The sequence below is a fragment of the Massilia eurypsychrophila genome (assembly GCF_002760655.1).
Taxonomy (GTDB): Bacteria; Pseudomonadota; Gammaproteobacteria; order Burkholderiales; family Burkholderiaceae_D; genus JAFCUW01.
On record NZ_PDOC01000004.1, the window covers coordinates 440729 to 462878 of the forward strand.

Here is a 22150-nt window from a genome sequence, read left to right on the forward strand (position 1 = left end):
TAAACGAAAACGGCGACCCTCGGGTCGCCGTTTTTTGTCGCTCAATCTCAAAATGACTATGTCATTTTGACCTTTTGCGAGGCACTTTAGTTCAGGCTAATTCGATCGTCACGCGGTCGCATGCTGCAACAGGAACGACGACGCCCTCTTTGCGATTAAGTTTGACCAGCGAGAAATTCGCCATGGTCTGAAGGGACTGTGCGACCTCGGTGACCGGCTTGCCCACCGCGAGAGCCAGCGCATCGACGGACTGCGGTTGCTGCTCACGCAAAACACGCAGCAAGGCCATATTGTCGTCGGACACCACCTGCAGCGCGTCGCTGATCGACGGAAACCAGACTTTCGGCTCCCCGGGCAGGACCTTCCGGGTACCAGCAACGACTGCCAGCGTTCGGGCCTGCATTTCGGGAACGGTTGCAATTCCGATCTTAATGGTCTTGCTCATGGTCCACCTCTTTAAGCACCCGATTTATCTCGTTGAGAAAGTCAATCGGCAATCGGTCCGCCCCGCGGTACTCATAGACAATTGGTTCATCAACTGCGTAGCAATGGAAATGGTCCCAAGCAAGCCGGACTTTGGAGTGTCCTGCTGTCCTTAACGGATGCGCATTATCGAATCCGGTCAGTCTTTCGCCATTGGGGGCATGCAAGGTCAAACTGTACTTCAGGCCGAAAGGTCGCGCTGAACTTGTCTTGACTCGATGGGCTTGAATTTTCGTCCATAACCAGAAACCGTTTGACTTTGAATTGTGCCATCTAGTTCTAGCAAATGCGCAATGCCGGGATCGATGGGCGCCTTGCCCCGTCTTCTCGAGTTCATGCAAAAACATATCAAGCCTAAATCTGGCGCGCCATCCTGCCCATCAAAACATCAGCAGAAATCTATATTCCGTAGCGCGTCCGGTAGGCCGACACTGCCTCGCGATACTGCGCCAGCTGCGGATCGGCCCCGGAGCCCGACAGATAGCTGAACAAGTCGTCGAGGTTGCCGATCGAGATCACCGGGATGCCGAACTCGCGGCTCACTTCCTGCACCGCCGAACTGGCCGACAGCGCGCCGTCCTTGCCGCTGCGCTCCATGCGGTCGAGCGCGATGAGCACCGCGGCCGGTTCGGCGCCGGCGGCGCGGATCATGTCGACCGATTCGCGCACCGACGTGCCGGCCGAGATGACGTCGTCGATGATGACGACCTTGCCCTGCAGCTTGGCGCCGACGATGGTGCCGCCTTCGCCGTGGTTCTTGGCTTCCTTGCGGTTGAAGGCGAACGCGGTGTTGCGACCCTTGCCGGCCAGCGCGACGGCGGTGGCCGACGCCAGCGTGATGCCCTTGTAGGCCGGGCCGAACAGCATGTCGAACTCGACGCCGGAGTCGAGCAGCGTCTGCGCGTAAAATTGCGCCAGCTGGGCCAGCGTCTGGCCTTCGTGGAACAGGCCGGCGTTGAAGAAATACGGCGACAGGCGTCCTGCCTTGGTCGTAAACTCGCCGAAGCGCAGCACGCCCGCAGAGACTGAAAACGCGATAAACTGTTGCCGCAAATTGTCCACGATGATCCCTGTCGATTAAAAGTGGCTGTATTTTAATCCCGGGACACATTGCGCGCCACCGCCCTGCCCTTTTCTTCGCCTGGAACCATGCCTAAAATTATCTCAGCCAATCTCAACGGAATTCGCTCCGCCCACAAAAAAGGCTTCTTCACGTGGATGGCTGCGCAGCAAGCCGACTTTATCTGCGTGCAGGAACTGAAGGCGCAGCATGGCGACATGACAGAGGAATTCCTCATGCCCGGCGGCTACCATGGCCATTTCCACTACGCCGAAAAGAAGGGCTACTCCGGCACCGGCGTCTACAGCAAGACCAAGCCGGATGCGATGCGCACCGGCTTTGGCTGCGCCGAATTCGATGCCGAAGGGCGCTACACGCGCTGCGATTTCGGCAACCTGACGATCATTTCCGTCTACTGCCCGTCAGGCTCGTCGTCGCCGGAGCGCCAGGTCGCCAAGTTCCGCTTCATGGAGACATTCTTGCCGCACCTGCTGGAACTGAAGGCCGAGGGGCGCGAGGTAGTCATCTGCGGCGACTGGAACATTGCCCACAACGAGATCGACCTGAAGAACTGGAAGGGAAACAAGAAGAACTCGGGCTTCTTGCCCGAAGAGCGGGCGTGGCTGACGCGCGTGTTCGACGAAGTGGGCCTGGTCGACGTCCATCGGGACATCGACAAGCGCGAGGAGCAGTACACCTGGTGGAGCAACCGCGGCCAGGCTTGGGCGAAGAACGTCGGATGGCGCATCGACTACCACGTCGCCACTCCCGGCATCGCGGCCCAAGCGCACACGGTATCGATCTACAAGGACGAGCGCTTCTCGGACCACGCGCCGCTGATCATCGACTACACGGTGCGGCCATAGGGAGAGTCGGTTTGACTTGACGGGGGAATGATGGCAACCTGACCGGACTCCTCATCATTGGCGACTCGGCCTCAGCTGCAAGCGACCACATGGAAATTATTGGCACCGGCATCTACCCTTTGCATCAAGCCGCGCGACTAGTGGGTGCGGAGCCACGCGCGCTACGCCGTTGGGTTCAGGGGTACTCACGGAGATATAAAGGGGAGCAAGTGCGCTCCGAGCCGCTTTGGAAGACCCAACTGAGGGACCAGGATCTGCCGGACGATGTCATCGGCTTCCGGGATTTGCTCGAACTTCGAATGGTCGCCGCTTTTGTCCGGCACGGTGTCGACCTCAAGGTTATCCGAGCAACTGTTGAAGCGGCTTCGCATAATTTCGGCCTAGACTATCCATTGACCAACCAGCAGTTTCGAACTGATGGCAGACGCATTTTTTTGCAAGCATTGAAAGAAGCCTCTGAAGAAGAGCTCCTGATGGACGATTTGCGCAAGCAATTCGTTTTTTCAGACATCATCAAGCCGACGCTATACGAGGGAATTGAATACGGCACGGACGGTGCTATTCGTTGGTTTCCGCTCGGGAAACGCAAGACAATCGTTCTTGACCCGGCCCTGCAGTTCGGCACGCCGGTGATATCCGGCACTGGCGTTCCGACAGATACCATCTACGCTTCGTACATGGCGGAAGGCCGGGACCAAGACATGGTAGCGAGAATTTTCGATCTCACTCCCAAAATGGTGACCGATGCGGTCGACTTCGAGGAAAGACTCGCTGCTTGAAGTTCTTCTTCGACAACAACCTATCCAAGCACCTCGCCCACGGCAATGGCGAACTATCCACGATAACTCCAGGGGTAGAACAAGTAATTCATCTAACCGACCGCTTCGCGCGCGATGCTCCTGACCTGACTTGGATCGGGGAGTTGGCGGAAGATGGGCCGTGGTACATCATTTCCATTGACCGCTTTAAAAAGCAACATGGCGCTGAGCGGGAGGCGATTCGACGAGCCGGTCACACCGTATTTATTCTAGACGCCCAATGGTCGAAACACGAATTTTGGCTGCAAGGCGCACGCTTGGTCAGGTGGTGGCCGCAAATCGTTGCTTATTCAGCCCTTGTCAGCGGCGGCGCGTACCGGGTACCCTGGCAGCACTCCCCAACGGCGAAACTGCAAGCGATCGGTTTTTGAGTTTCGTTAACCTCCGAGCGTCCGCTCGCTGGCGAAGCGGCGCGGTTCGCCGCTGAGCGGATCGACAAACTCCAGCGAACGCGCCAGCAGCTGCAGCGGGCGCGTGAAGTCGTCGCCGCGGCACGGCTGCGCCACCGGATAGAAGGCGTCGTTGTGGATCGGCGCGCCCAGCGCCGCCATGTGGACGCGCAGCTGGTGCTTGCGGCCGGTGTGCGGGCGCAAGCGGTACAGCGCCAGCGCGCCGCGCATGCCGATCAGGTCGACGATGGTCTCCGAATTCGGCTCGCCCTCCACTTCCTGCATGCGGAAAAACGGCGTGCCCTCGACCATCAGGCTGCGGCGGGTGTGCGGAAAAGCCAGGCCGCCGATCGGCGCGGCTAGTGCTTCATATTCCTTCGACACGCCGCGCTTCTGGAACAGCGACTGGTAGGCGCCGCGGCTGCCGACGTTGGGCGAAAACAGCACCACGCCGGCGGTCTCGCGGTCGAGCCGGTGAATCGGCACCAGGTCGGGGATGCCGAGTTTGAGCTTGAGGCGCACCAGCAGCGTCTCGTGCAGGAAGCGGCCGGCCGGCGCCATCGGCAGGAAGTGCGGCTTGTCGACCACGACCAGGTGCTCGTCCTGGAACAGCACGCGCTCCTGGAACGGGATCGGGGTTTCGGCGTCGAGCTCGCGGTAGTACCAGATGCGCGAGCCGCCGCGCACCGGGCTTTCCGGCGCGAGCGGCAGGCCGTCGCCGTCGACGACGTGGCCACGCGCCATGCGCGAGCGCCAGGCGTCGGCGCCGATATCGGGAAAGCGCGCCACCAGGAAGTCGAGCATCAGGCCGGCGCTGCCCTGCGGCAGCCACAGGTAGCTGGGCGCCACGCCGTGCATGATCGGCAAGGGCACGACCGCATTGAGCGCGGCCTGGCGTCCGATCTTCAATTGGGCAGCGCGGCGGTGCGGTACGGCGGCAGCTGGTCGACGCTGACGCCCTTGGCGCGCGCGTACAGCGGCAGCAGCACGTCCATGTGGCGCTCCATCTCGACGATGCGCTCCTCGCCGCCCGGGTGGGTCGACAGGATCTGGACCGGCGCGCGCTTGTTGAGCGCGCCCATCTTGCGCCACAGGGCGATGCCGGCGCGCGGGTCGAAACCGGCGCGCGCGGCCAGGTCGAGGCCGATCAGGTCAGCCTCGCGTTCCTCGTCGCGGGAGAATTTGAGCACCACCAGCTGGCCGGCGCTGCTGGCGACAGTATCGGTCAGGCGCGGATCCACGCCGAGCCAGGCCGACAGGCCGAACCCGATGATGCGGCTGGCGACGCCGGTGGCAGTGGCCTTGGCGGCGCGCTCGCGGCCGTGCTCGCGCAGGGCGTGGGCGATTTCATGGCCCATCACGGCGGCCGCCTCGTCGTCGGTGAGTTTTAGTTGCGTCAGGATGCCGGTGAAGAAAGCGATGCGCCCGCCGGGCATGCAGAAGGCGTTGACCTGTTCGGAGTTGAGCAGGTTGACCTGCCACTTCCATTCGGCCGCCTGCGGATTCCAGCGCTCGGTGTACGGGATGATGCGCTTGGCGATGCCGCGCAGGCGGCCCACCTGCGGATGCTCGTCCGGGATCAGCGCGCCGGCCTGGCGCGCCTGTTCGATCAGGCCGGCATACTGCTGCGAGGCCTGCTGGTCGACCGCCTTCTCGGGTTCGAGATGGCGCCACCTCGACAACGGCTTGACGGCGATGCCGTCCTGGACCTGGGTTTGCTCGGCGGCGGCCGGCCCGGCGTCCGCCGGCGGCGCTTCCTTGGCGCGGTCGCAGGCCGCCAGGGCGCACAACGCGGCGATGGCGGCGAAGCGCTTGAGTTTGATCATTGCTGGTTCCATAGTGCTAATTTTGACAACACATCATCTCAGAAAACGCGCGAAAGTAGCACACGCCATCACGCCAGCCGGCGCTCCGTCTTGCGCAGCCTGAAGACCGCCAGGCTGCCGCGCAAATTGGGCAGGAACGAGACCGGACGGCCGCCTTCGGCCAGCGCCACGCGTTCGAGCACTTCGAGTCCGCATTCGGCGGCCAGTTCCTCGAAGTCGTAGATGGTGGCGCAGCGCACGTTGGGCGTGTCGTACCACTGGTACGGCAGCGCTTTCGACACCGGCATGCGCCCGCGCGCGAGCGCCACGCGGTGCGGCCAGTAGGCGAAATTGGGGAAGGAGACAATTGCCTCGGCGCCGACGCGCACGATATCGCGCAGCAGCGCTTCGACGTGCTGCATCATCTGCAGCGACGACAGGCACAGCACGGTGTCGAACGAATTGTCGCCGAAGATGGCCAGGCCCTTCTCCATGTCCTGCTGGATGACGTTGATGCCGCGCTGCGCCGACTCGAGCAGCTTGTCGTCGGCGATCTCGATGCCGTAGCCGGTGCAGCCCTTGTCGCTCTGCAGGTAGCTCAGCATGGCGCCGTCGCCGCAGCCGACGTCGAGCACGTGGGCGCCGCCCGGCACCCAATGGGCGATGAAGGCGAGGTCCGGACGCGCGCTGGACAGTTCCTGGAAATTCATGCGTGCTCCGTCATCGTCAATTGGCAGGTCGCGTCCCAGATGCGCTGGTACCAGGCGCGCACCATGTTCAGGTAGCGCGAATCGTCGAGCAGGAAGGCATCGTGGCCGTGCGGCGCGTCGATCTCGGCGTAGGTCACGCGGCGGCGGTTGCACACCAGCGCCTGCACGATCTCGCGCGAGCGCTCCGGCGAAAAGCGCCAGTCGGTGGTGAACGAGGCGACGAAGAACTCCGCTTCGGTGCCCTCGAGCGCGCGCGTCAGGTCGCCGCCGCAGCCGCGCGCCGGGTCGAAGTAGTCGAGCGCCTTGGTGATCAAGAGGTAGGTATTGGCGTCGAAGTATTCGGAGAACTTGTCGCCCTGGTAGCGCAGGTAGGACTCGATCTCGAAGTCGATGCCGAAGTCGAATTTGTAGTCGTTGCTTTCGGCGGCGTTGCGCAGCTTGCGGCCGAATTTCTCCGCCATGTCGTCGTCGGACAGGTAGGTGATATGGCCGACCATGCGTGCCACCCGCAGGCCGTTTTTCGGCACCACGCCGTGGGCGTAGAAGTCGCCGCCGCGGTAGTCCGGGTCGGACAGGATGGCCTGGCGGGCGACGTCGTTAAAGGCGATGTTCTGCGCCGACAGCTTCGGCGTAGAGGCGATGACGACGCAGTGGCGCAGGCGCTTCGGGTACATGATCGACCAGGCCAGCGCCTGCATGCCGCCGAGCGAACCGCCCATCACGGCGGCAAATTGAGCGATACCCAACTGGTCGGCCAGGCGCGCCTGCGCGGCGACCCAGTCTTCCACCGTGACGACCGGGAAGGCGGCGCCGTAAGGCTTGCCGGTGGCCGGATTGTCGTGCATCGGGCCGGTCGAGCCGAAGCAGGAGCCGAGGTTGTTGACGCCGATGACGAAGAAGCGGTCGGTGTCGAGCGGCTTGCCGGGGCCGACCATGTTGTCCCACCAGCCGACCTGCTTCGGGTCGTCGGCATACACGCCGGCAACATGGTGCGACGCGTTGAGCGCGTGGCACACCAGCACCGCGTTCGACTTGTCGGCATTGAGGGCGCCGTAGGTTTCGTACATGAGGGTGTAGCCGGCCAGCTGCGAGCCGCTTTGCAGGCGCAGTGGTTCGGCGAAATGCATCGCTTGCGGGGAGACTATTCCAATGGATGCCATGAGACTTTAGAAAAAAGTAGAACGAAGAGTTGACGCCAACTACACCGAGGTCTGACCCTAAAAGAAAAATCGGGTCTGACCCCTCGATCAGACACCAAGGCGTTCGACGGCTTCGGCGATTTCGGCCGGCTCCATCGCGCGCAGGATCTTGCGCGTCTGCGGCGTGATCTTGGTCAAGTCGCTGGCGAGGATCTCCTGCTTGACCGCCAGCAGCTGCGCCGGATGCATCGAGAATTCGCGCAGGCCCATGCCGAGCAGCAGGCGCGTGAGCTTGACGTCGCCGGCCATCTCGCCGCACACGGCGACGTCGATGCCGGCCTTGTGGCCGGCGGAAATGGTCATTGCGATCAGCTGCAGGATCGCCGGATGCAGTGGATTGTACAGGTGCGCCACCTCGTAATCGACGCGGTCGATCGCCAAGGTGTACTGGATCAGGTCATTGGTGCCGATCGACAGGAAGTTCATGCGCCGCACGAACATCGGCAGCGCCAGCGCGGCGGCCGGGATTTCGATCATGGCGCCGACGTCGACCTTCTCGTCGAACTTGTGGCCAGCTTCGCGCAGCTGCGCCTTGGCCTGCTCGATCATCGCCAGTGACTGGTCGATCTCGAAGGCGTGCGCCAGCATCGGGATCAGCAGGCGCACCTTGCCGTAGGCGGAGGCGCGCAGGATCGCGCGCAGCTGGGTGAGGAACAGCTGCGGCTCGGCCAGGCAGTAACGGATCGCGCGCAGCCCGAGCGCCGGGTTGAGCGCGGTGTGCTCGGTCTGGTCGAGCGGCTTGTCGGCGCCGATGTCGAGCGTGCGGATGGTGACCGGCCGGCCCTTCATCGCCACCACCGCCTTGCGGTACTGCTCGAACTGTTCGTCCTCGGTCGGAATGCGGTGCGCGTGGCCGGCGCGGCCCATGAACAGGAACTCGGAGCGGAACAGGCCGACGCCGGCGGCGCCCTGCTCTAGCGCGCCGGGGCAGTCGTCGGGCAGCTCGATGTTGGCCAGCAGCGTGATCGGCGTGCCGTCGAGCGTGATTGCCGGCGTTTTCTTCAGCTTGAGGAGCTTCTTGCGCGCCTTTTGCAAGGTAACCTGGCGCGCGCGGTACTGTTCGAGCACCAGCGGGCTCGGATTGGCGATGACGACACCGGCGTCGCCGTCGATGATGACCCAGTCGTCCTGCTCGATCAACTGCGAGGCCTGCGACATGCCGACGGCGGCCGGGATGTCGAGGCTGCGCGCGACGATCGCGGTGTGCGAGTTCTGGCCGCCGACGTCGGTGACGAAGCCGATGAAGGAGCGGTCGCGGAACTGCAGCATGTCGGCGGGCGAAATGTCGTGGGCGACGACGATCATCTGCGGCTGGTAGGCGTCGGTCGTCACCGGCGCCGGCTGCAGCTGCGCGGTCCCCATCAGCACCTTGAGCACACGCTCGGCGACCTGCTGGATGTCGGCCTTGCGCTCGCGCAGGTACTCGTCTTCGATCTCGTCGAACTGCGCCGACAGCTCGTCGATCTGGGTCACCAGCGCCCATTCGGCGTTGTAGTGACGCGAGCGGATGATGTCGAGCGGCGCTTCCGAGATCAACGGGTCCGACAGGATCAGCGCATGGACGTCGATGAAGGCGCCCAGTTCGGTGGGGGCGTCGCGCGGCAGGTCGGTCCACAGCGCCTGCAGGCCGCGGTGTACTTCGGCGATGGCATCCTGCAGGCGCTTGACTTCGGCCTCGAGCTGCTCCTCCGGCACCAGGTAGTGCTTGACATCGAGCGCGGCGGGCGTGAGCAGGTGCGCGCGGCCGATCGCGATGCCGCGGGAAACAGGAATACCGTGAAGCGTAAACGATGCCATCGATGGTCCTGAGTTGGAATGGCGCGCGCTATACACCTGGCTTACTCGCCTTCGCCGAACTTGTCGGCGATGAGGCCCGTGAGCGCGGCCAGCGCGGCCGCTTCGTCGGCGCCGTCGGCTTCGAGGGTGACCTTGGCGCCCTTGCCGGCGGCGAGCATCATGACGCCCATGATCGACTTGGCGTTGATGCGCCGGCCGTTACGGGTGAGCCAGATCTCGCTCTGGAACTTGGCGGCGAGCTGAGTGAATTTGGCGGAGGCGCGCGCGTGCAGACCCAGCTTGTTGATAATTTCTAGTTCTTGTTGAATCATGTTTTTATCGTCTCAATCACACAGAAATGCACTCAAAAAAGGCCGCGCGGCGGCCGTCCCTATTCCGGGCCGACGCGGATCCGGTTGTCGACCCTGACGGCGCCGCTCTGGGCGCCGGCCAGCGCCATTTCGACGACCACGTCGAGCGTGTCGCGGCGGTAGGTGATCGCGCGCAGCAGCATCGGCAGGCTGATGCCGGCGATGACTTCAACCTGGCCCGGCACCGCCAGCGAATTGCAGCAGTTCGACGGCGTGCCGCCCTTGATGTCGGTGATGACCAGCACGCCGCTGCCGTCGTCGATGCGGGCGACGGCTTCGCGCGCCAGCTCGTGCACCTGGGCGGGGTCCTGGTCGGCGGCCACGTCGATTGCCTCGAAGCGCTCGGTGGGGCCGCGGAACACGTGGGCGACCGCCTCGATGAACGCCTTGCCCAGCGGCGCGTGGGTTAACAACAAAATGCCGACCATATCAACCTTGTCCCGCCGCTTGTCCAACCCGGCACTCGAGCGCCTCGATGAACATTGCCGCCACGTCGAAGCCGGCCTGGTCAGTGATTTCCTGGAAGCAGGTCGGGCTCGTTACGTTCACTTCCGTCAAGAATTCTCCAATAACATCTAATCCTACCAGCAACAGGCCACGGGCGGCCAGCAAAGGGCCGAGCGCCTCGGCAATTTCGCGGTCGCGCTCGGTCAGCGGCTGGGCGCGGCCGATGCCGCCGGCGGCCAGGTTGCCGCGCACTTCGTCGCCCTGCGGGATGCGCGCCAGCGCGAACGGCACCGGTTTGCCGTCGATGACGAGGATGCGCTTGTCGCCGTGGACGATGGCGGGAATGTACTTCTGGGCCATGATGGTGCGTGTGCCCAGCTCGGTGAGCATTTCGATGACCGAGCCCAGATTCATGCCGTCGGCCTTGATGCGGAAGATGCCGGCGCCGCCCATGCCGTCGAGCGGCTTGAAGATGACGTCGCCGTGCTGGGCATGGAATGCCCGCAGGCGCGCCAGGTCGGACGACACCAGCGTCGGCGAGGTGAACTGGGGGAACTGCAGAATAGCCAGCTTTTCGTTGTGGTCGCGGATGGCGGACGGCTTGTTGAACACGCGCGCGCCCTGCGCCTCGGCGATGTCGAGCAGCTGGGTGCCGTAGACGTATTCCATGTCGAACGGCGGGTCCTTGCGCTCGAGGACGGCGTCGAATTCGGACAGGCGCGTTGATTGCTGGGCGCCAAGGCGGTACCACTCGTCGGGCTCGCCCGTGAGGGTAATTTCGGTGACGTCGGCGGTGACGATGCCGTCTTCGAGCGCCATGTGGCGCTGTTCGAAGGCGAAAATGCGATGCCCGCGCCTGACCGCTTCGCGCATCATGGCGAAGGTGGAATCCTTGTAGATTTTAAATCCAGACAGCGGATCGGCGAGAAATGCGATTTTCATGGGAAATTCCGTTCAGGCTAATGGTTCGATTTTAGCCGGAAACGGGGTTTTCCGCCGGGGATGGCAGAGTTGGCCGGGGTCCGACCCCGGTTGTTGTTTCGGGGCTGACCCCGGTGTTGCCGGGGCCACCTGCGGGTCTGGCTTCTTAATACACTTCCGGGTTGGGATCGGTGCGTTCCATTTCGAGGGAAGCGGCCAGCAGACCCAGCCGGGCCACCACGCCGTAGACGTAGAAACGGTTCGGCGCGGCCGTGCCGGGCTTGGCTTTCAGGTCCGGCACCGCGTGCTGCTGAGCAAAGGCGAGCGGCACGAACTGCGAGCCAGGGGCATTCAGGTTCTGGTCGACGCCGCGCTCGGCGTGGACGCGGTAAAAGCCGCCGACGACGTAGCGGTCGATCATGTAGACCACCGGCTCGGCAACCGCGCTGTTGATGCTCTCGAAGGTCGGCACCCCTTCCTGGATGATGACGTCGCTGACGGCCACGCCGTCCTTGATGACCGACATGCGCGCGCGCTGGTTGCGGTTCAGGTCCTTCAGTTCATTGGCGTCCTTCACCGTCAGGATGCCCATGCCGTAGGTGCCCGCGTCGGGCTTGACGATGACGAACGGCTTCTGGTCCTTGATGCCGTATTCCTTGTACTTCTTGCGGATCTTGGCCAGCAGCATGCTGACGTTGTCGGCCAGGCACTCGGAACCGTTGTCGTCCTCGAAATTGACTTCGCCGCACTTGGCGTGGAACGGGTTGACCATCCACGGGTCGAAGTCGATCAGCTTGCCGAACTTCTTGGCCACTTCGTCGTAGGCGGCCAGGTGGTTGCTCTTGCGGCGGATCGCCCAGCCGGCGTGCACCGGCGGCAGCAGCGACTGCTCGTGGATGTTTTCCAGGATCGACGGGATACCGGCCGACAGGTCGTTGTTGAGCAAGATGGTGCACGGATCGAAGTCGACCAGGCCGACGCGGCGGCCGTTGGCCGAGCGCACCAGCGGCTCGACGACCAGCATGTTGCCGTCAGGCAGCGCCAGCGGCGTCGGCTGGGTGATGTCCGGCGACAGCGAACCGAGGCGCACGTGCAGGCCGGTCTGGCGGAAGATCTGCATCAAACGCTGGACGTTTTGCAGGTAGTGCGGATTGCGCGTGTTGGTCTCGGGGATCAGCAGCAGGTTGCGGGCGTCCGGGCAATACTTGTCGATCGCGGCCATGGCCGCTTGCACCGACAGCGGCAGCATCTCGGTAGCAAGATTGTTGAAACCACCAGGGAACAGGTTGGTGTCGACCGGCGCCAGCTTGTAGCCGGCGTTGCGCAGGTCGACCGAGCAATAGAACGGCGGCGTGTGCTCCTGCCATTCCATGCGGAACCAGCGTTCGATGGCCGGCGTGGCCTCGAGGATTTTCTTCTCTAGGTCGAGCAGCGGGCCAGTCAGGGCCGTGACGAGGTGAGGAACCATGAATGACGTCCTTCAGACTTCTGAGTATTGTGAAAACCGTAAATCGGGGCGAAAACGTCAATTAAAAGGAGCGCCGATGCAAAAGGCGCCCCGCAGGGCGCCTGAAGGCCCGCTTGCGCGGGCCAGAAAGCTGAGATGGATCAGGCGTGGTAGGCGGATTCGCCGTGGCTCGTGATGTCGAGCCCTTCCCGTTCCTCTTCTTCCGGTACGCGCAGGCCGACCACCAGGTCAACGAGCTTGTAGGCAATCACCGACACGACCGCCGACCAGATGATGGTGGTGCCGACCGCCTGCACCTGGATCCATACCTGGTTGCCGATCGAATAAGCATCGGCCGACATCTTGTTGGTGGTGTAGTCGAAAATGCCCTGACCGCCCAGTTGCGGCGCAGCGAACACGCCCGTCAGCAGCGCACCGAGAATACCGCCCACACCGTGCACGCCGAACACATCGAGTGAATCGTCGGCGCCGATCATGCGCTTCAGGCCATTTACGCCCCACAGGCAGATGATACCAGCGAGCAGGCCAATGACCAAGGCGCCCATCGGACCGACGAAGCCGCAGGCCGGGGTGATGGCCACCAGGCCGGCAACCGCGCCGGACGCGCCGCCCAGCATCGATGGCTTACCCTTGGTGATCCATTCGCCAAATACCCACGAGATGGTGGCGCAGGCGGTAGCGAGCAAGGTGTTGATGAAGGCCAGCGCGGCGACGTCGCCCGCTTCCAGTGCCGAGCCGGCGTTGAAGCCGAACCAGCCGACCCACAGCAGCGAGGCGCCGATCATCGTCATCGTCAGCGAGTGCGGCGCCATCGATTCACGGCCGTAGCCGACACGCTTGCCGATCATGATCGCGCCGACCAGGCCAGCGACAGCGGCGTTGATGTGCACCACGGTGCCGCCCGCAAAGTCGAGCGCGCCCTTCTGCCACAGCCAGCCGGCCTTGGCCGATTCGGTTGCCAGGGTTGCGGCATCCTTGATGGCGTCCGGACCGGTCCAGAACCAGACCATGTGGGCGACCGGCAGGTAGCCGAAGGTGAACCACAGCACGATGAACAGCAGCACGGCGGTGAACTTGGCGCGCTCGGCAAAGGCGCCGACGATCAGCGCGCAGGTAATTGCCGCAAAGGTGCCCTGGAACGCGACGAAGACGAACTCGGGAATGACGACGCCCTTGCTGAAGGTGGCCGCCGACGAGAACGTTGCCGTCGCCGGATTCCAGATGCCGTTCAGGAATGCGCGGTCAAACTTGCCGATGAAGGCGCTGCCCTCGGTAAACGCGAGTGAGTAACCATACAGGCACCAGAGGACGATGATGACGGAGAAGATCATGAACACCTGCAGCAGCACCGACAGCATGTTCTTCGAGCGCACCAGGCCGCCGTAGAACAGCGCCAGCCCTGGAATCGACATCATGATGACGAGGATGGTGGCGATGAACATCCAGCTGACGTCGCCCTTGTTGGCGACCGGCGCGGCCGGCGCGGCGGCCGGTGCGGCTTCTGCGGCGGCTGGTGCTGCCACTGGGGCGGCAGCAGGCGGCGCTTCAATCGGCGTGACAGCGACGCCAGGGGCCGCGGCCGGCTGGGTGTCGGCCTGCGCCAGCACGATCGGCGCGGCATGGTCGGCGCCCCGGTGACTGGCCGCCTCATGCGCGTTGGCACTGACGGCGCCGCTCATGGCGACGACGACGGCTACCCCGGACAACCATTTTGTTATATTTTTATGCATCTGGATTCCCCTTAAAGTGCTTCGTTGCCGGTCTCGCCGGTACGAATGCGGACGACCTGCTCGAGGTTGTACACGAAGATTTTGCCGTCACCGATCTTGCCGGTGCGGGCCGCTTTTTCAATCGTTTCGATCGCCTGCTCGACGATGGCGTCGTCGACGGCCGCTTCGATCTTGGTCTTGGGCAGGAAGTCGACGACATACTCGGCGCCACGGTACAGCTCGGTGTGACCCTTCTGGCGGCCGAAGCCTTTTACTTCGGTGACCGTGATGCCCTGCACGTTAATTGCCGACAGCGCTTCGCGCACCTCGTCGAGCTTGAACGGTTTGATGATGGCGGTGATCAGTTTCATACTAGTCCCCTTAGAAAGTTTTCGACACGGTCAGCACGGCAGCGGTCTTGCCGAGGTTCTTGCCGGCCGGGCTGACATAGGCGCGGGTGTCGGCGTTGATGACCGCCAGCGACACGGAAGCGAAGCCGAAGTCCTTGGTCAGGCCGATCTTGTAGTCGGTGTACGAATAGGCGCCGTTGTTCTTGACGTTCTGGCGGCCGGCGTGCAGGTTCAGCACCAGGCCGGTGGCCACTTCGAAGTTGGCGCCGATGTCGAGGTAGCCGCTGTTCTTGCTGTTGGAGGTGCCGAACAGGTTGGTCGTCGAGTGCGAGTACTTGATATAGCCGGGACCGTAGCCGACCTGGCCGTACAGTTCGAAGGTATTGGCGCTGGTCGGCAGGCCGTTCGACGGGTAGGCGTAGTAGAGGCCGCCGACGTCGTAGCTGATGCCTGGCGCGATCTCGCCGCGCTTGCCGCCGTAGATATCCCATTCGACATCGCCGTCGCCGTCGCCGCCGGCATCCTTGGTCCACTTGATGGTCGACGCCCAGGTACCGATGTACAGGCCGGTCGGCGTATTGACGTAGTCGGCGCCGGCGGAGATGGCAGGCTTCAGGCGCGACTGCGACACGCCGCGATAGCGGTAATCGGAAGTGATCGCTGCGTTGAAGCTCACTTCGTCGACCTTGGCTGCTTCTTGTGCAACCGCGTCGGCGGAGGCCAGCGAGGCCAGGGCAAGAGTGATCGCTGCGGCAAATTTCGACTGGTTCATCAAGTTTTTCATGGCGATTCCCTATTAATTGAACGGATGTGGCGGATGCGGTTTAAAATTTGGCATGCATGACTGCGGTGGTCACCTTTTCATTAGCAGAATGCGTGCCAGCTTAAATTTGCCCGGCAGCGCTTGATTTTCGCTGTCCCGACCCAATTTCGTTACGAATCAACAGTTGTAATTGTGCAGTGCACGATCCGCGCAGGCGTGCGCACCGAATTAAGGCTGCGACGCACTAAGACGGTGCATGCTACCTGCGCTCTCACCAGGAACTGACCATGGACATGAACACCTTCTTCAACGACTTGCAGAGCAAGATCAACCAGGCGATCGAGAATTCGCCGGCCAAGGATATCGAAAAGAACGTCAAGGCAATGATGACCCAGGGCTTTTCCAAGCTTGATCTGGTGACGCGCGAGGAGTTCGACATCCAGGCGCAGGTGCTGGCGAAGACGCGCGCCAAGCTCGAGGAGCTGGAGACGCGCATGACGTTGCTCGAAGCGCGGGTGGCGTCGCAGCCGATCATCATGAAATCGAGCGCGGCGGGTGACGCACCAGTTTGACCCGTTGATTGCACCGCTGCTCGCCTGAACGCCGTTTGGCGTTTTCTCGATCGCGCGCGACTTTGCGCCAACCGGATGGCAGTCGTCCCGCGCGAACGAGAATAGAAGATCTATCGTCCTGTCAGAAGGAGAAGATCATGAGCGAGCAGGAAAACATTCAGCTGGTACAGCAGTGCTACGACGCTTTCGTCCACGGCGACGTCGACAAGCTGCTGTCATTCATGGCGCAAGACATTGCCTGGGAATTGCCCGCGGTCGAGGGCGTTCCGTTCACCGGCAAGCGGCGCGGCCGCCAGGCAGTCGCCGAGTTCTTCGGCATCATGAGCCAGTTGCAGGAAGCGCGCGAATTTCGTCCGATGGAGTTCACCGCGCAAGAGGACCGGGTTGTCGTGACCGGTCATTATGAGTGGGCCATCAAGGCCACGCAAGAGTGCCTGCGTTCGGACTTCTGCCACATCTTCCATATCGCCAACGGTGAAGTAGTCAGGTTCACCGAGTTCAGCGACACGCACAAGGCGGCGGTTGCCTACCAGTCGTGCGCTGGGGCGATCCAGCAAGCTGTAGGCGTTACGGCCGCCAGCGCCGCGCCCGGACTGCACTAAGCCTTAAAACTCGCCATCTCCGCGCTCTCTGATCCGCATGGGAGCCCGGCGCGCACAAAACGCCACTCTCAGGCGCCGGCCGTCCAGTCGCCTACACTTTGGCGCACCCGACCCATTGACTTGCCAATGAAGTCGGGACCGTTCGACCACCTGCCCTGCCCGGGGAAATCTCTAGTGCTGCTCCTGGATTGCTTGCGGAGCTTCGTGTTGATATCAGAACCAGTCCCCTGCCAGAAGTCCAGTACCCTGCGCTGGCGGCTCGACTAAGATTTTAGAGCTATTAACATACTCAGCATTGATCACCGCTATTAGACCGTTTCGGGAAAATTACCACAATGCTAGTCAATCATGTACTGTTGGCTTATTGGTAATTGCCAAAAGGTAGGGATTTGATGAATCGATTAATCCAATTTGCACGCGACTCTTGGAAAGCAATGCTAACCGGGGCTGTTGTTGCCCTGCTCCTTTACGCTCCTATCGGCGTGTACATGCGAACGTTCGGGAACACCATAAGCTCTCAGCATGAGAGGTGGGCAGCGATGGGATCGGCAATGTCAGGGATCTACGGCCCACTCCTTGCAGGACTAACTTTGTACGTCCTGTTTAGACAGCTTCAGTTGCAGCATCAGACAACCAAGCACATGCACGATCACGCCCGCTTGATGAACACTCGCACGGATGTGGAATTCTATTTGGTGAGGCTTGTCGAAGTGTTGGATGTTGACTTGCCCGGAATGCAGACGCCCCGGTTTATTTTGCGAAGCAGATTTTCCAACGTGACGCTAGAACAGCTTTCTAGTGATGAGTTAAGAGAAACGGCTAACTACCTTGAGGCGAAGGCGCCCCAGTTGTTTGCGATGTGGGGTGCGTATTATTCGGCACTGGCAGGCGTACGTGATGTAGACGACTTCGACAAGCAACTTCAATACATCTCAGCGACGGATAAGGCGATTGCGATGTTGTCGTTTGAGACTTGCGTCCAAATGGATCAGTTCTACTTTTGCTGGGCGAAGGGTGCTTTTCGCGCGAACTATCTTTTCAGCCGCATGCTGAAAGAGCGGCAGTAGCTGGACTGTCAAGCTTGTGTCTCCTTGATCTTGCGCCGGCCAATTAGCCGGAGGAGTCGCGACGCTCTACCTGCATCGCGTTCGGCATTCTGACTGCATCCGGGCATATCCCCAGCCGCGACCTCGACAAATACGAGTGCGCTGGCGAGCCGCCGCTGTCGAGCCTGGCGCGACCGATCTGCGGCCTTGCGATGGAGTTTGTGATGCACCTCGCGCGCGACCGCGCCGCCCTTGCCTTCATTGTGCCGCTGGCCAATGCCGAAGAAGACCCATGACAGGCGACGTCGAGATATATCCGGCGGAGACTTTATTTCACGTGTGCGCTCACTCTGCAGCCGCGGATCCGGGTAGCCAGCTCCAGCGACAACGTAACAGCCGCTTGGCGCGCCGCACTTCTACCTCGACTTTTCCGACGTGAGGGGACAGCAGAATGCCAAGCGCGCGATGGAAGTGCCGCGCCCGGCTCGCATAGCTTGCTATCACAGTATGCGATTACACCACCATGGCCCGACGTTGCGCCGATGTGGATATTGCGAACAGAACGCGCTGTCCGATATCGCCCGTTATTTTGTTAAGTACAGCAATGGGCTCGTGGCTAGCGTGGGCGCTACCATCGATGAAGAAATTCGGCGACGGCACTCGGCACGATCTGGGAGATATACTACTAGGTCGGGCCCGTCCGCTTAGAGAGGCATGCCGGGACAAGGTTAGGGCCGCGATGGTCCCTTGTTATAATTGATTCCCTCTACCAGTCGTTGCAAGATTTCCTTGCGATCGTCATAGAGGGCATCCAAAACATGTTCAAAGATATCAAGCGCATCAAATACGTCGTCGCGGGTCAGGCTATTTCCATGACTGGCGGCGTTTCCGAGCCACTTGATTGCAAGTAATTCCTTCTGCACGCTAACGTGTTTTTCCGTCATGCTGACAATGCGTTGGTGCAGATTTGCTTCCTTAACGCCAAGCGTGTCGAGCAATGCTTCAACAGCGCAGCGGATTCGATTTCCAGCAGCGTCATAATCGCCCCAAGATGCGACAAAAGCCTCTGCGAGGCGTTGGACGACATCCTCAGGACACCGATGCGGGATACGGATAAGCGGAGGCGACGGGGAGATATATTGCGGAGAAAACCTATCGACGTACTCACGGTCATGCTCAGTGTATACCTCGTCCACGAAGCCTTTCCCGGCTACAGTCGCCGGCTCCTGACACTTTGGATTGTCACACTCTAAAAACGCGACGAATCGCATCTCGACCTCATGTGGGCCAAACCAGTATTCGTGTCGAACCTTGTTAGTGCTTGCAGTCCACGAACTCTTTACAGAATCTTTGACGAGACGGTAGTAACCACCGCCGCAGCTAGGACACGGCCAGTTGGGTGACACTTCAGCAGTAAGTGTCCCTCGGTAGAGCGCTCTGTCAACTGGCATGCGTTCCTCGATCTATTATAAATTTTTGTCTACAAACCGTGGAGAGCCTTCAATTCCCGGCTCAAGACATGAAAGCTAGCGGAAACTGCTCCTTTCGGGTAGGGCAAATACACGACACCGGATAGGTTGCTTGGAATACTAACGCCGTCCTCGTGTAGCAATATTACCTTCGATCGCCCGTAGCGTCCTTGGAAGAAGCCGATCTCATGCATTACATTTTCGCGCGCACGTGCTTGACCATCTGCATCGATGTCTTCACCCGTCATTACGATAACCGCGCTGTCGCACCGGTCTCCACCCGCCTCCAACTTTTCTATGACGGTCATTCCTAGGGAAATCTCTTGTGCTAGTTCTAACGTCGAGAGTCTTAGATCCTTTTCAATATAAGCTTGAACCTCGCGCCAGTCAGGTGATCTGCCGTGTGTAATGAAGACACGGCTCAGAGGCGCTGCTTGCTTCGCTATCGGTTGGGTATCAGGGCTGTTCGCACGTAGCTCGAAAATGTGGTCAATATCCCGTACGAGCCGTTCAAGCTGTGACCTGGAAAAATAGTCTTTCGGCGGCGTTCCGGTCTGAGCGGCAGGCTCCGTAGAAAAGGCGGCAAAATCATCGAACAGCTCAGGCATTTCTCGTTGGAGAACTTTCACCATGCCTGCCGCCTGGGTAAAGTATTGCCCTACATGAGCAGGATCGAATCGGAACTTGGGACTATTCAAACTCATTTCGGTGAGGGAGGTTATTACAGATTTCCTTATCCCCGATAGCTTCGCCATTGCAACAGAAAGGTCACTCATAATTGCGCATGATTTCGTAGTAGCGAAGACGCAATATTACTTCATCGCATTGCTCAAGTGTTCAGCGTCCGTTGTACAAAATCGTCCGTTTGCGTACGCTAAGGAAAAATCTTGTACCAAATTGAGCTTGGAGTGCTTTCATGCACCCCTCGTGACGCACATCGTTTTCCTACACCCTGCGGAAATATTCATGTCACCATCCTTCGCACACTGCCGAGTCAGATCAATTAGCCAAACCACCATCGACCTGCAATTGTTGATTCAATTCATGGCCCGTATGGGTATCACACTCCCGGTATTGCGAAGGCGCACGCCTGCTTCGCGAAATGGTAAAACTCGCTAGTGCATTCCTGTTCGGCCAAAACGCGCAGCTAAGTCATGCACGATTGGCCGTCCTCAACAAGAAAGATCAAGTAGCGCGCACGCTCAGCCGGGTCCCCCGCTTTCGCCGGAATTCCCATGAGCCTTGCAGTGTTACGCAGCCGCGCCCTGGCCGGCATGGATGCACCGGCCGTCAGCGTCGAGGTGCATCTTGCCAACGGCCTGCCGAAATTTCTGATGGTTGGCCTGCCGGAAACGGAGGTGCGGGAGTCGCAGGAGCGCGTGCGTGCGGCGCTGCAAAATGCCGGCTTCGATATTCCCAACCGGCGCGTCACGATCAACCTGGCGCCGGCCGACTTGCCGAAGGAATCGGGACGCTTCGACCTGCCTATCGCGCTCGGCGTCCTGGCCGCGTCCGGGCAAATTCCGGGCCGCGACCTCGACAAGTATGAGTTCGCCGGCGAGCTGTCGCTGTCGGGCCTGCTGCGCCCGATCCGCGGCGCGCTGGCGATGACGTTCGCGATGCACCGCTCGCGCGACCGCGCCGCCCGCGCGTTCATCCTGCCATTGGCCAATGCCGAGGAGGCCGCACTGATGGGCGACGCCGAGATCTATCCGGCGGAGACGCTACTGCAAGTGTGCGCTCACTTTGCCGCCGCCGACCCGGGCAGCCGGCTGCAGCGACATCGCAACAAGCCGCTTGGCGAGCCGCCCTGCTACCTCGATTTTTCCGACGTGAAGGGACAGCAGCACGCCAAGCGCGCAATGGAAGTGGCCGCGGCCGGCTCGCACAGCCTTTTATTAGTTGGTCCGCCAGGCGCCGGCAAGACGATGCTCGCTTCGCGCTTCGTCGGCCTGTTGCCGCCGATGACAGACGAGGAGGCGCTGGAGTCGGCGGCGGTGCAGTCGCTGACGCGCGGCTTCAGCGCGGCTAACTGGAAAGTGCGGCCGTATCGCAGTCCGCATCACACCTCGTCCGGCGTGGCGCTGGTGGGCGGCGGCAACCTGCCGCGGCCGGGTGAAATTTCGCTGGCCCATTGCGGCGTGCTGTTCCTCGATGAGCTGCCGGAATTCGACCGGCGCGTGCTCGAAGTGCTGCGCCAGCCGATGGAGTCGGGCAACATCACCATCTCGCGCGCGGCGCATCAGGCCGACTTTCCGGCACGGTTCCAGTTGATCGCGGCGATGAACCCGTGCCCATGCGGCTACCTCGGCCATCCGTCGGGCAAGTGCCATTGCAGCAGCGAGGCGATCGCGCGCTACCAGGACCGGATCTCGGGGCCGCTGCTCGACCGCATCGACATGCAGATCGAAGTGGGAGCGATGGCGCCGGACATGATGAGCGCCGGCGCCGACGGCGAGGCGAGCGCCACCATCGCGGCGCGCGTGGCGCATGCATTCGTGTTGCAGCAACAGCGCCAGGACAAGTCGAACCAGCGCCTGACGACGCGCGAGATCGACCAGCATTGCAAGCTCGACCGCGAAGGCGACAAGCTGCTGCGTACCACGATGTTGCACCTGCACTGGTCGGCGCGGGCGTATCACCGCGTGCTGAAGGTGGCGCGCACCATTGCGGACCTGGCCGGCACACAGCGCATTTCGGCGGCGCATGTGGCGGAGGCGATTCAGTATCGGCGCAGCCTGCGCGAGCGCTAGAGGTCCGACGGCTCCAAGCGATCGACGCAGCAACGGATCGTTTATACTCATTGCCTCATCGATAATAAAATCAGGCGGACTCGAATCGTGGTCACAACATCGACAGCTAGCAAGCAGATTGAGGTGGAAGTGTTGGACGCATTTGAGGCATTGGTGGAGGCATCGAAAGCCCTCGATGCCGACCGATACTTTGCATACTTCGATAAAGAGAAGTTCACCGGTCTGAGTGCTGACGGCAAAGCCTGGCAATCCATCAAGAACCTGGAGGACGTCATCGGCCCCGGTTTTGCGGCGGTCGACAAGATCGTCTCACTCGAGTTTTATAACGTGAAGGTGACCGTCATTAACCAGGCGACGGCTATTTTGGTCAATGAGTTCAAGCAGACCATTCTGCTAAAGGACAAGAGCCTGGTGAAACAAGCCGGCGGCGGCACGCAAGTCTGGTCTCGATGCGAAGATGCGTGGAAACTGGTCAGCATCTCTGCAAGCGACGCCAGCGAACGCGGCGACGTGGTGTTTTGAAACGCGCGTGATTGAGCGGCGCTCATCACAGCTAAAGGGCTGACAAGATCA

At 61.4% G+C, this 22150-nt stretch carries 25 protein-coding genes; 8 read left to right on the forward strand and 17 right to left on the reverse strand.

Features of this window, described 5'->3' with window-relative positions:
• Positions 1 to 91: 91 nt before the first annotated feature.
• Genes CR105_RS10040 through pyrE form a run of 3 tightly spaced genes read right to left on the reverse strand, consistent with a single transcriptional unit; the run spans position 92 to position 1545 of the window.
• Positions 92 to 445 (reverse strand): HVO_A0114 family putative DNA-binding protein, encoded by a 354-nt coding sequence (locus tag CR105_RS10040; protein WP_099788283.1) that lies wholly within the window; start codon positions 443 to 445, stop codon positions 92 to 94.
• Positions 429 to 830: a toxin-antitoxin system TumE family protein gene (locus tag CR105_RS29695; protein ID WP_502521905.1), complete on the reverse strand. Its 402-nt coding sequence runs from the start codon at positions 828 to 830 to the stop codon at positions 429 to 431. Before CR105_RS29695 ends, CR105_RS10040 begins: the two co-directional genes overlap by 17 nt.
• Positions 831 to 882: 52 nt before the next feature.
• Entirely contained in the window at positions 883 to 1545 is a 663-nt protein-coding gene (gene pyrE, locus CR105_RS10045; RefSeq protein WP_099788284.1) for an orotate phosphoribosyltransferase, read from the reverse strand.
• Positions 1546 to 1632: 87 nt separating this feature from the next.
• Here pyrE and CR105_RS10050 point away from each other — a divergent pair, with 87 nt between their 5' ends.
• From CR105_RS10050 to CR105_RS10060, 3 genes are all read left to right on the forward strand, one after another.
• A complete protein-coding gene (locus CR105_RS10050) occupies positions 1633 to 2409 on the forward strand; it encodes an exodeoxyribonuclease III (protein WP_099788285.1) in 777 nt (258 codons plus the stop codon).
• Between the two features lie 89 nt (positions 2410 to 2498).
• Positions 2499 to 3188 carry a DUF433 domain-containing protein gene (locus tag CR105_RS10055; protein WP_099788286.1) on the forward strand — a complete coding sequence of 230 codons (690 nt, stop codon included), beginning with the start codon at positions 2499 to 2501 and terminating at the stop codon, positions 3186 to 3188.
• Entirely contained in the window at positions 3185 to 3598 is a 414-nt protein-coding gene (locus CR105_RS10060) for a PIN-like domain-containing protein (protein ID WP_099788287.1), read from the forward strand. Before CR105_RS10055 ends, CR105_RS10060 begins: the two co-directional genes overlap by 4 nt.
• A gap of 6 nt (positions 3599 to 3604) precedes the next feature.
• Here CR105_RS10060 and CR105_RS10065 read toward each other — a convergent pair whose 3' ends face one another.
• The 12 genes from CR105_RS10065 to CR105_RS10120 form a co-directional block, all read right to left on the reverse strand.
• Positions 3605 to 4474 carry an RluA family pseudouridine synthase gene (locus tag CR105_RS10065; RefSeq protein WP_099788351.1) on the reverse strand — a complete coding sequence of 290 codons (870 nt, stop codon included), beginning with the start codon at positions 4472 to 4474 and terminating at the stop codon, positions 3605 to 3607.
• Positions 4475 to 4521: 47 nt separating this feature from the next.
• Positions 4522 to 5442 (reverse strand): M48 family metallopeptidase, encoded by a 921-nt coding sequence (locus CR105_RS10070; protein ID WP_099788288.1) that lies wholly within the window; start codon positions 5440 to 5442, stop codon positions 4522 to 4524.
• 68 nt (positions 5443 to 5510) lie between these two features.
• Complete coding sequence (metW, locus tag CR105_RS10075; RefSeq protein WP_099788289.1) at positions 5511 to 6131, reverse strand: methionine biosynthesis protein MetW; 621 nt, start codon at positions 6129 to 6131, stop codon at positions 5511 to 5513.
• Entirely contained in the window at positions 6128 to 7291 is a 1164-nt protein-coding gene (metX, locus tag CR105_RS10080; protein WP_099788290.1) for a homoserine O-succinyltransferase MetX, read from the reverse strand. The genes metW and metX overlap by 4 nt, the downstream gene beginning before the upstream one ends.
• Before the next feature lie 87 nt (positions 7292 to 7378).
• Positions 7379 to 9127, reverse strand: a complete 1749-nt coding sequence (gene ptsP / locus CR105_RS10085; RefSeq protein ID WP_099788291.1) for a phosphoenolpyruvate--protein phosphotransferase — start codon at positions 9125 to 9127, stop codon at positions 7379 to 7381.
• 41 nt (positions 9128 to 9168) lie between these two features.
• Positions 9169 to 9438 (reverse strand): HPr family phosphocarrier protein, encoded by a 270-nt coding sequence (locus CR105_RS10090; RefSeq protein WP_099788292.1) that lies wholly within the window; start codon positions 9436 to 9438, stop codon positions 9169 to 9171.
• Between the two features lie 59 nt (positions 9439 to 9497).
• Positions 9498 to 9905, reverse strand: coding sequence for a PTS sugar transporter subunit IIA (locus CR105_RS10095; RefSeq protein WP_099788293.1), 408 nt, complete (start codon positions 9903 to 9905; stop codon positions 9498 to 9500).
• Between the two features lies 1 nt (position 9906).
• Entirely contained in the window at positions 9907 to 10866 is a 960-nt protein-coding gene (gene gshB, locus CR105_RS10100; protein ID WP_099788294.1) for a glutathione synthase, read from the reverse strand.
• Positions 10867 to 11011: 145 nt separating this feature from the next.
• Positions 11012 to 12313, reverse strand: coding sequence for a glutamate--cysteine ligase (gene gshA / locus CR105_RS10105; RefSeq protein ID WP_099788295.1), 1302 nt, complete (start codon positions 12311 to 12313; stop codon positions 11012 to 11014).
• 140 nt (positions 12314 to 12453) lie between these two features.
• Positions 12454 to 14043: an ammonium transporter gene (locus CR105_RS10110; RefSeq protein WP_099788296.1), complete on the reverse strand. Its 1590-nt coding sequence runs from the start codon at positions 14041 to 14043 to the stop codon at positions 12454 to 12456.
• 11 nt (positions 14044 to 14054) lie between these two features.
• Positions 14055 to 14393, reverse strand: coding sequence for a P-II family nitrogen regulator (locus CR105_RS10115; protein WP_099788297.1), 339 nt, complete (start codon positions 14391 to 14393; stop codon positions 14055 to 14057).
• A gap of 10 nt (positions 14394 to 14403) precedes the next feature.
• Positions 14404 to 15156, reverse strand: coding sequence for a TorF family putative porin (locus CR105_RS10120; RefSeq protein ID WP_229413795.1), 753 nt, complete (start codon positions 15154 to 15156; stop codon positions 14404 to 14406).
• A gap of 266 nt (positions 15157 to 15422) precedes the next feature.
• On the opposite strand from CR105_RS10120, the gene CR105_RS10125 reads away from it, so the two are divergent.
• From CR105_RS10125 to CR105_RS28270, 3 genes are all read left to right on the forward strand, one after another.
• A complete protein-coding gene (locus CR105_RS10125) occupies positions 15423 to 15707 on the forward strand; it encodes an accessory factor UbiK family protein (RefSeq protein ID WP_099788298.1) in 285 nt (94 codons plus the stop codon).
• Between the two features lie 137 nt (positions 15708 to 15844).
• Positions 15845 to 16309 (forward strand): nuclear transport factor 2 family protein, encoded by a 465-nt coding sequence (locus tag CR105_RS10130; RefSeq protein WP_099788299.1) that lies wholly within the window; start codon positions 15845 to 15847, stop codon positions 16307 to 16309.
• A 641-nt stretch (positions 16310 to 16950) separates the two neighbouring features.
• A complete protein-coding gene (locus CR105_RS28270; protein ID WP_131021675.1) occupies positions 16951 to 17376 on the forward strand; it encodes a hypothetical protein in 426 nt (141 codons plus the stop codon).
• A 707-nt stretch (positions 17377 to 18083) separates the two neighbouring features.
• Here CR105_RS28270 and CR105_RS29700 read toward each other — a convergent pair.
• On the reverse strand, positions 18084 to 18806 hold the full coding sequence (locus CR105_RS29700; RefSeq protein ID WP_099788301.1) for a DUF4145 domain-containing protein: 723 nt from the start codon (positions 18804 to 18806) through the stop codon (positions 18084 to 18086).
• 29 nt (positions 18807 to 18835) lie between these two features.
• Complete coding sequence (locus tag CR105_RS10145; protein WP_099788302.1) at positions 18836 to 19600, reverse strand: TIR domain-containing protein; 765 nt, start codon at positions 19598 to 19600, stop codon at positions 18836 to 18838.
• Between the two features lie 459 nt (positions 19601 to 20059).
• Here CR105_RS10145 and CR105_RS10150 point away from each other — a divergent pair, with 459 nt between their 5' ends.
• Together CR105_RS10150 and CR105_RS10155 are read left to right on the forward strand one after the other, a co-directional pair.
• Entirely contained in the window at positions 20060 to 21577 is a 1518-nt protein-coding gene (locus CR105_RS10150) for a YifB family Mg chelatase-like AAA ATPase (protein ID WP_099788303.1), read from the forward strand.
• A gap of 87 nt (positions 21578 to 21664) precedes the next feature.
• Positions 21665 to 22099, forward strand: a complete 435-nt coding sequence (locus CR105_RS10155; RefSeq protein ID WP_180288146.1) for a nuclear transport factor 2 family protein — start codon at positions 21665 to 21667, stop codon at positions 22097 to 22099.
• Positions 22100 to 22150 lie beyond the last annotated feature (51 nt).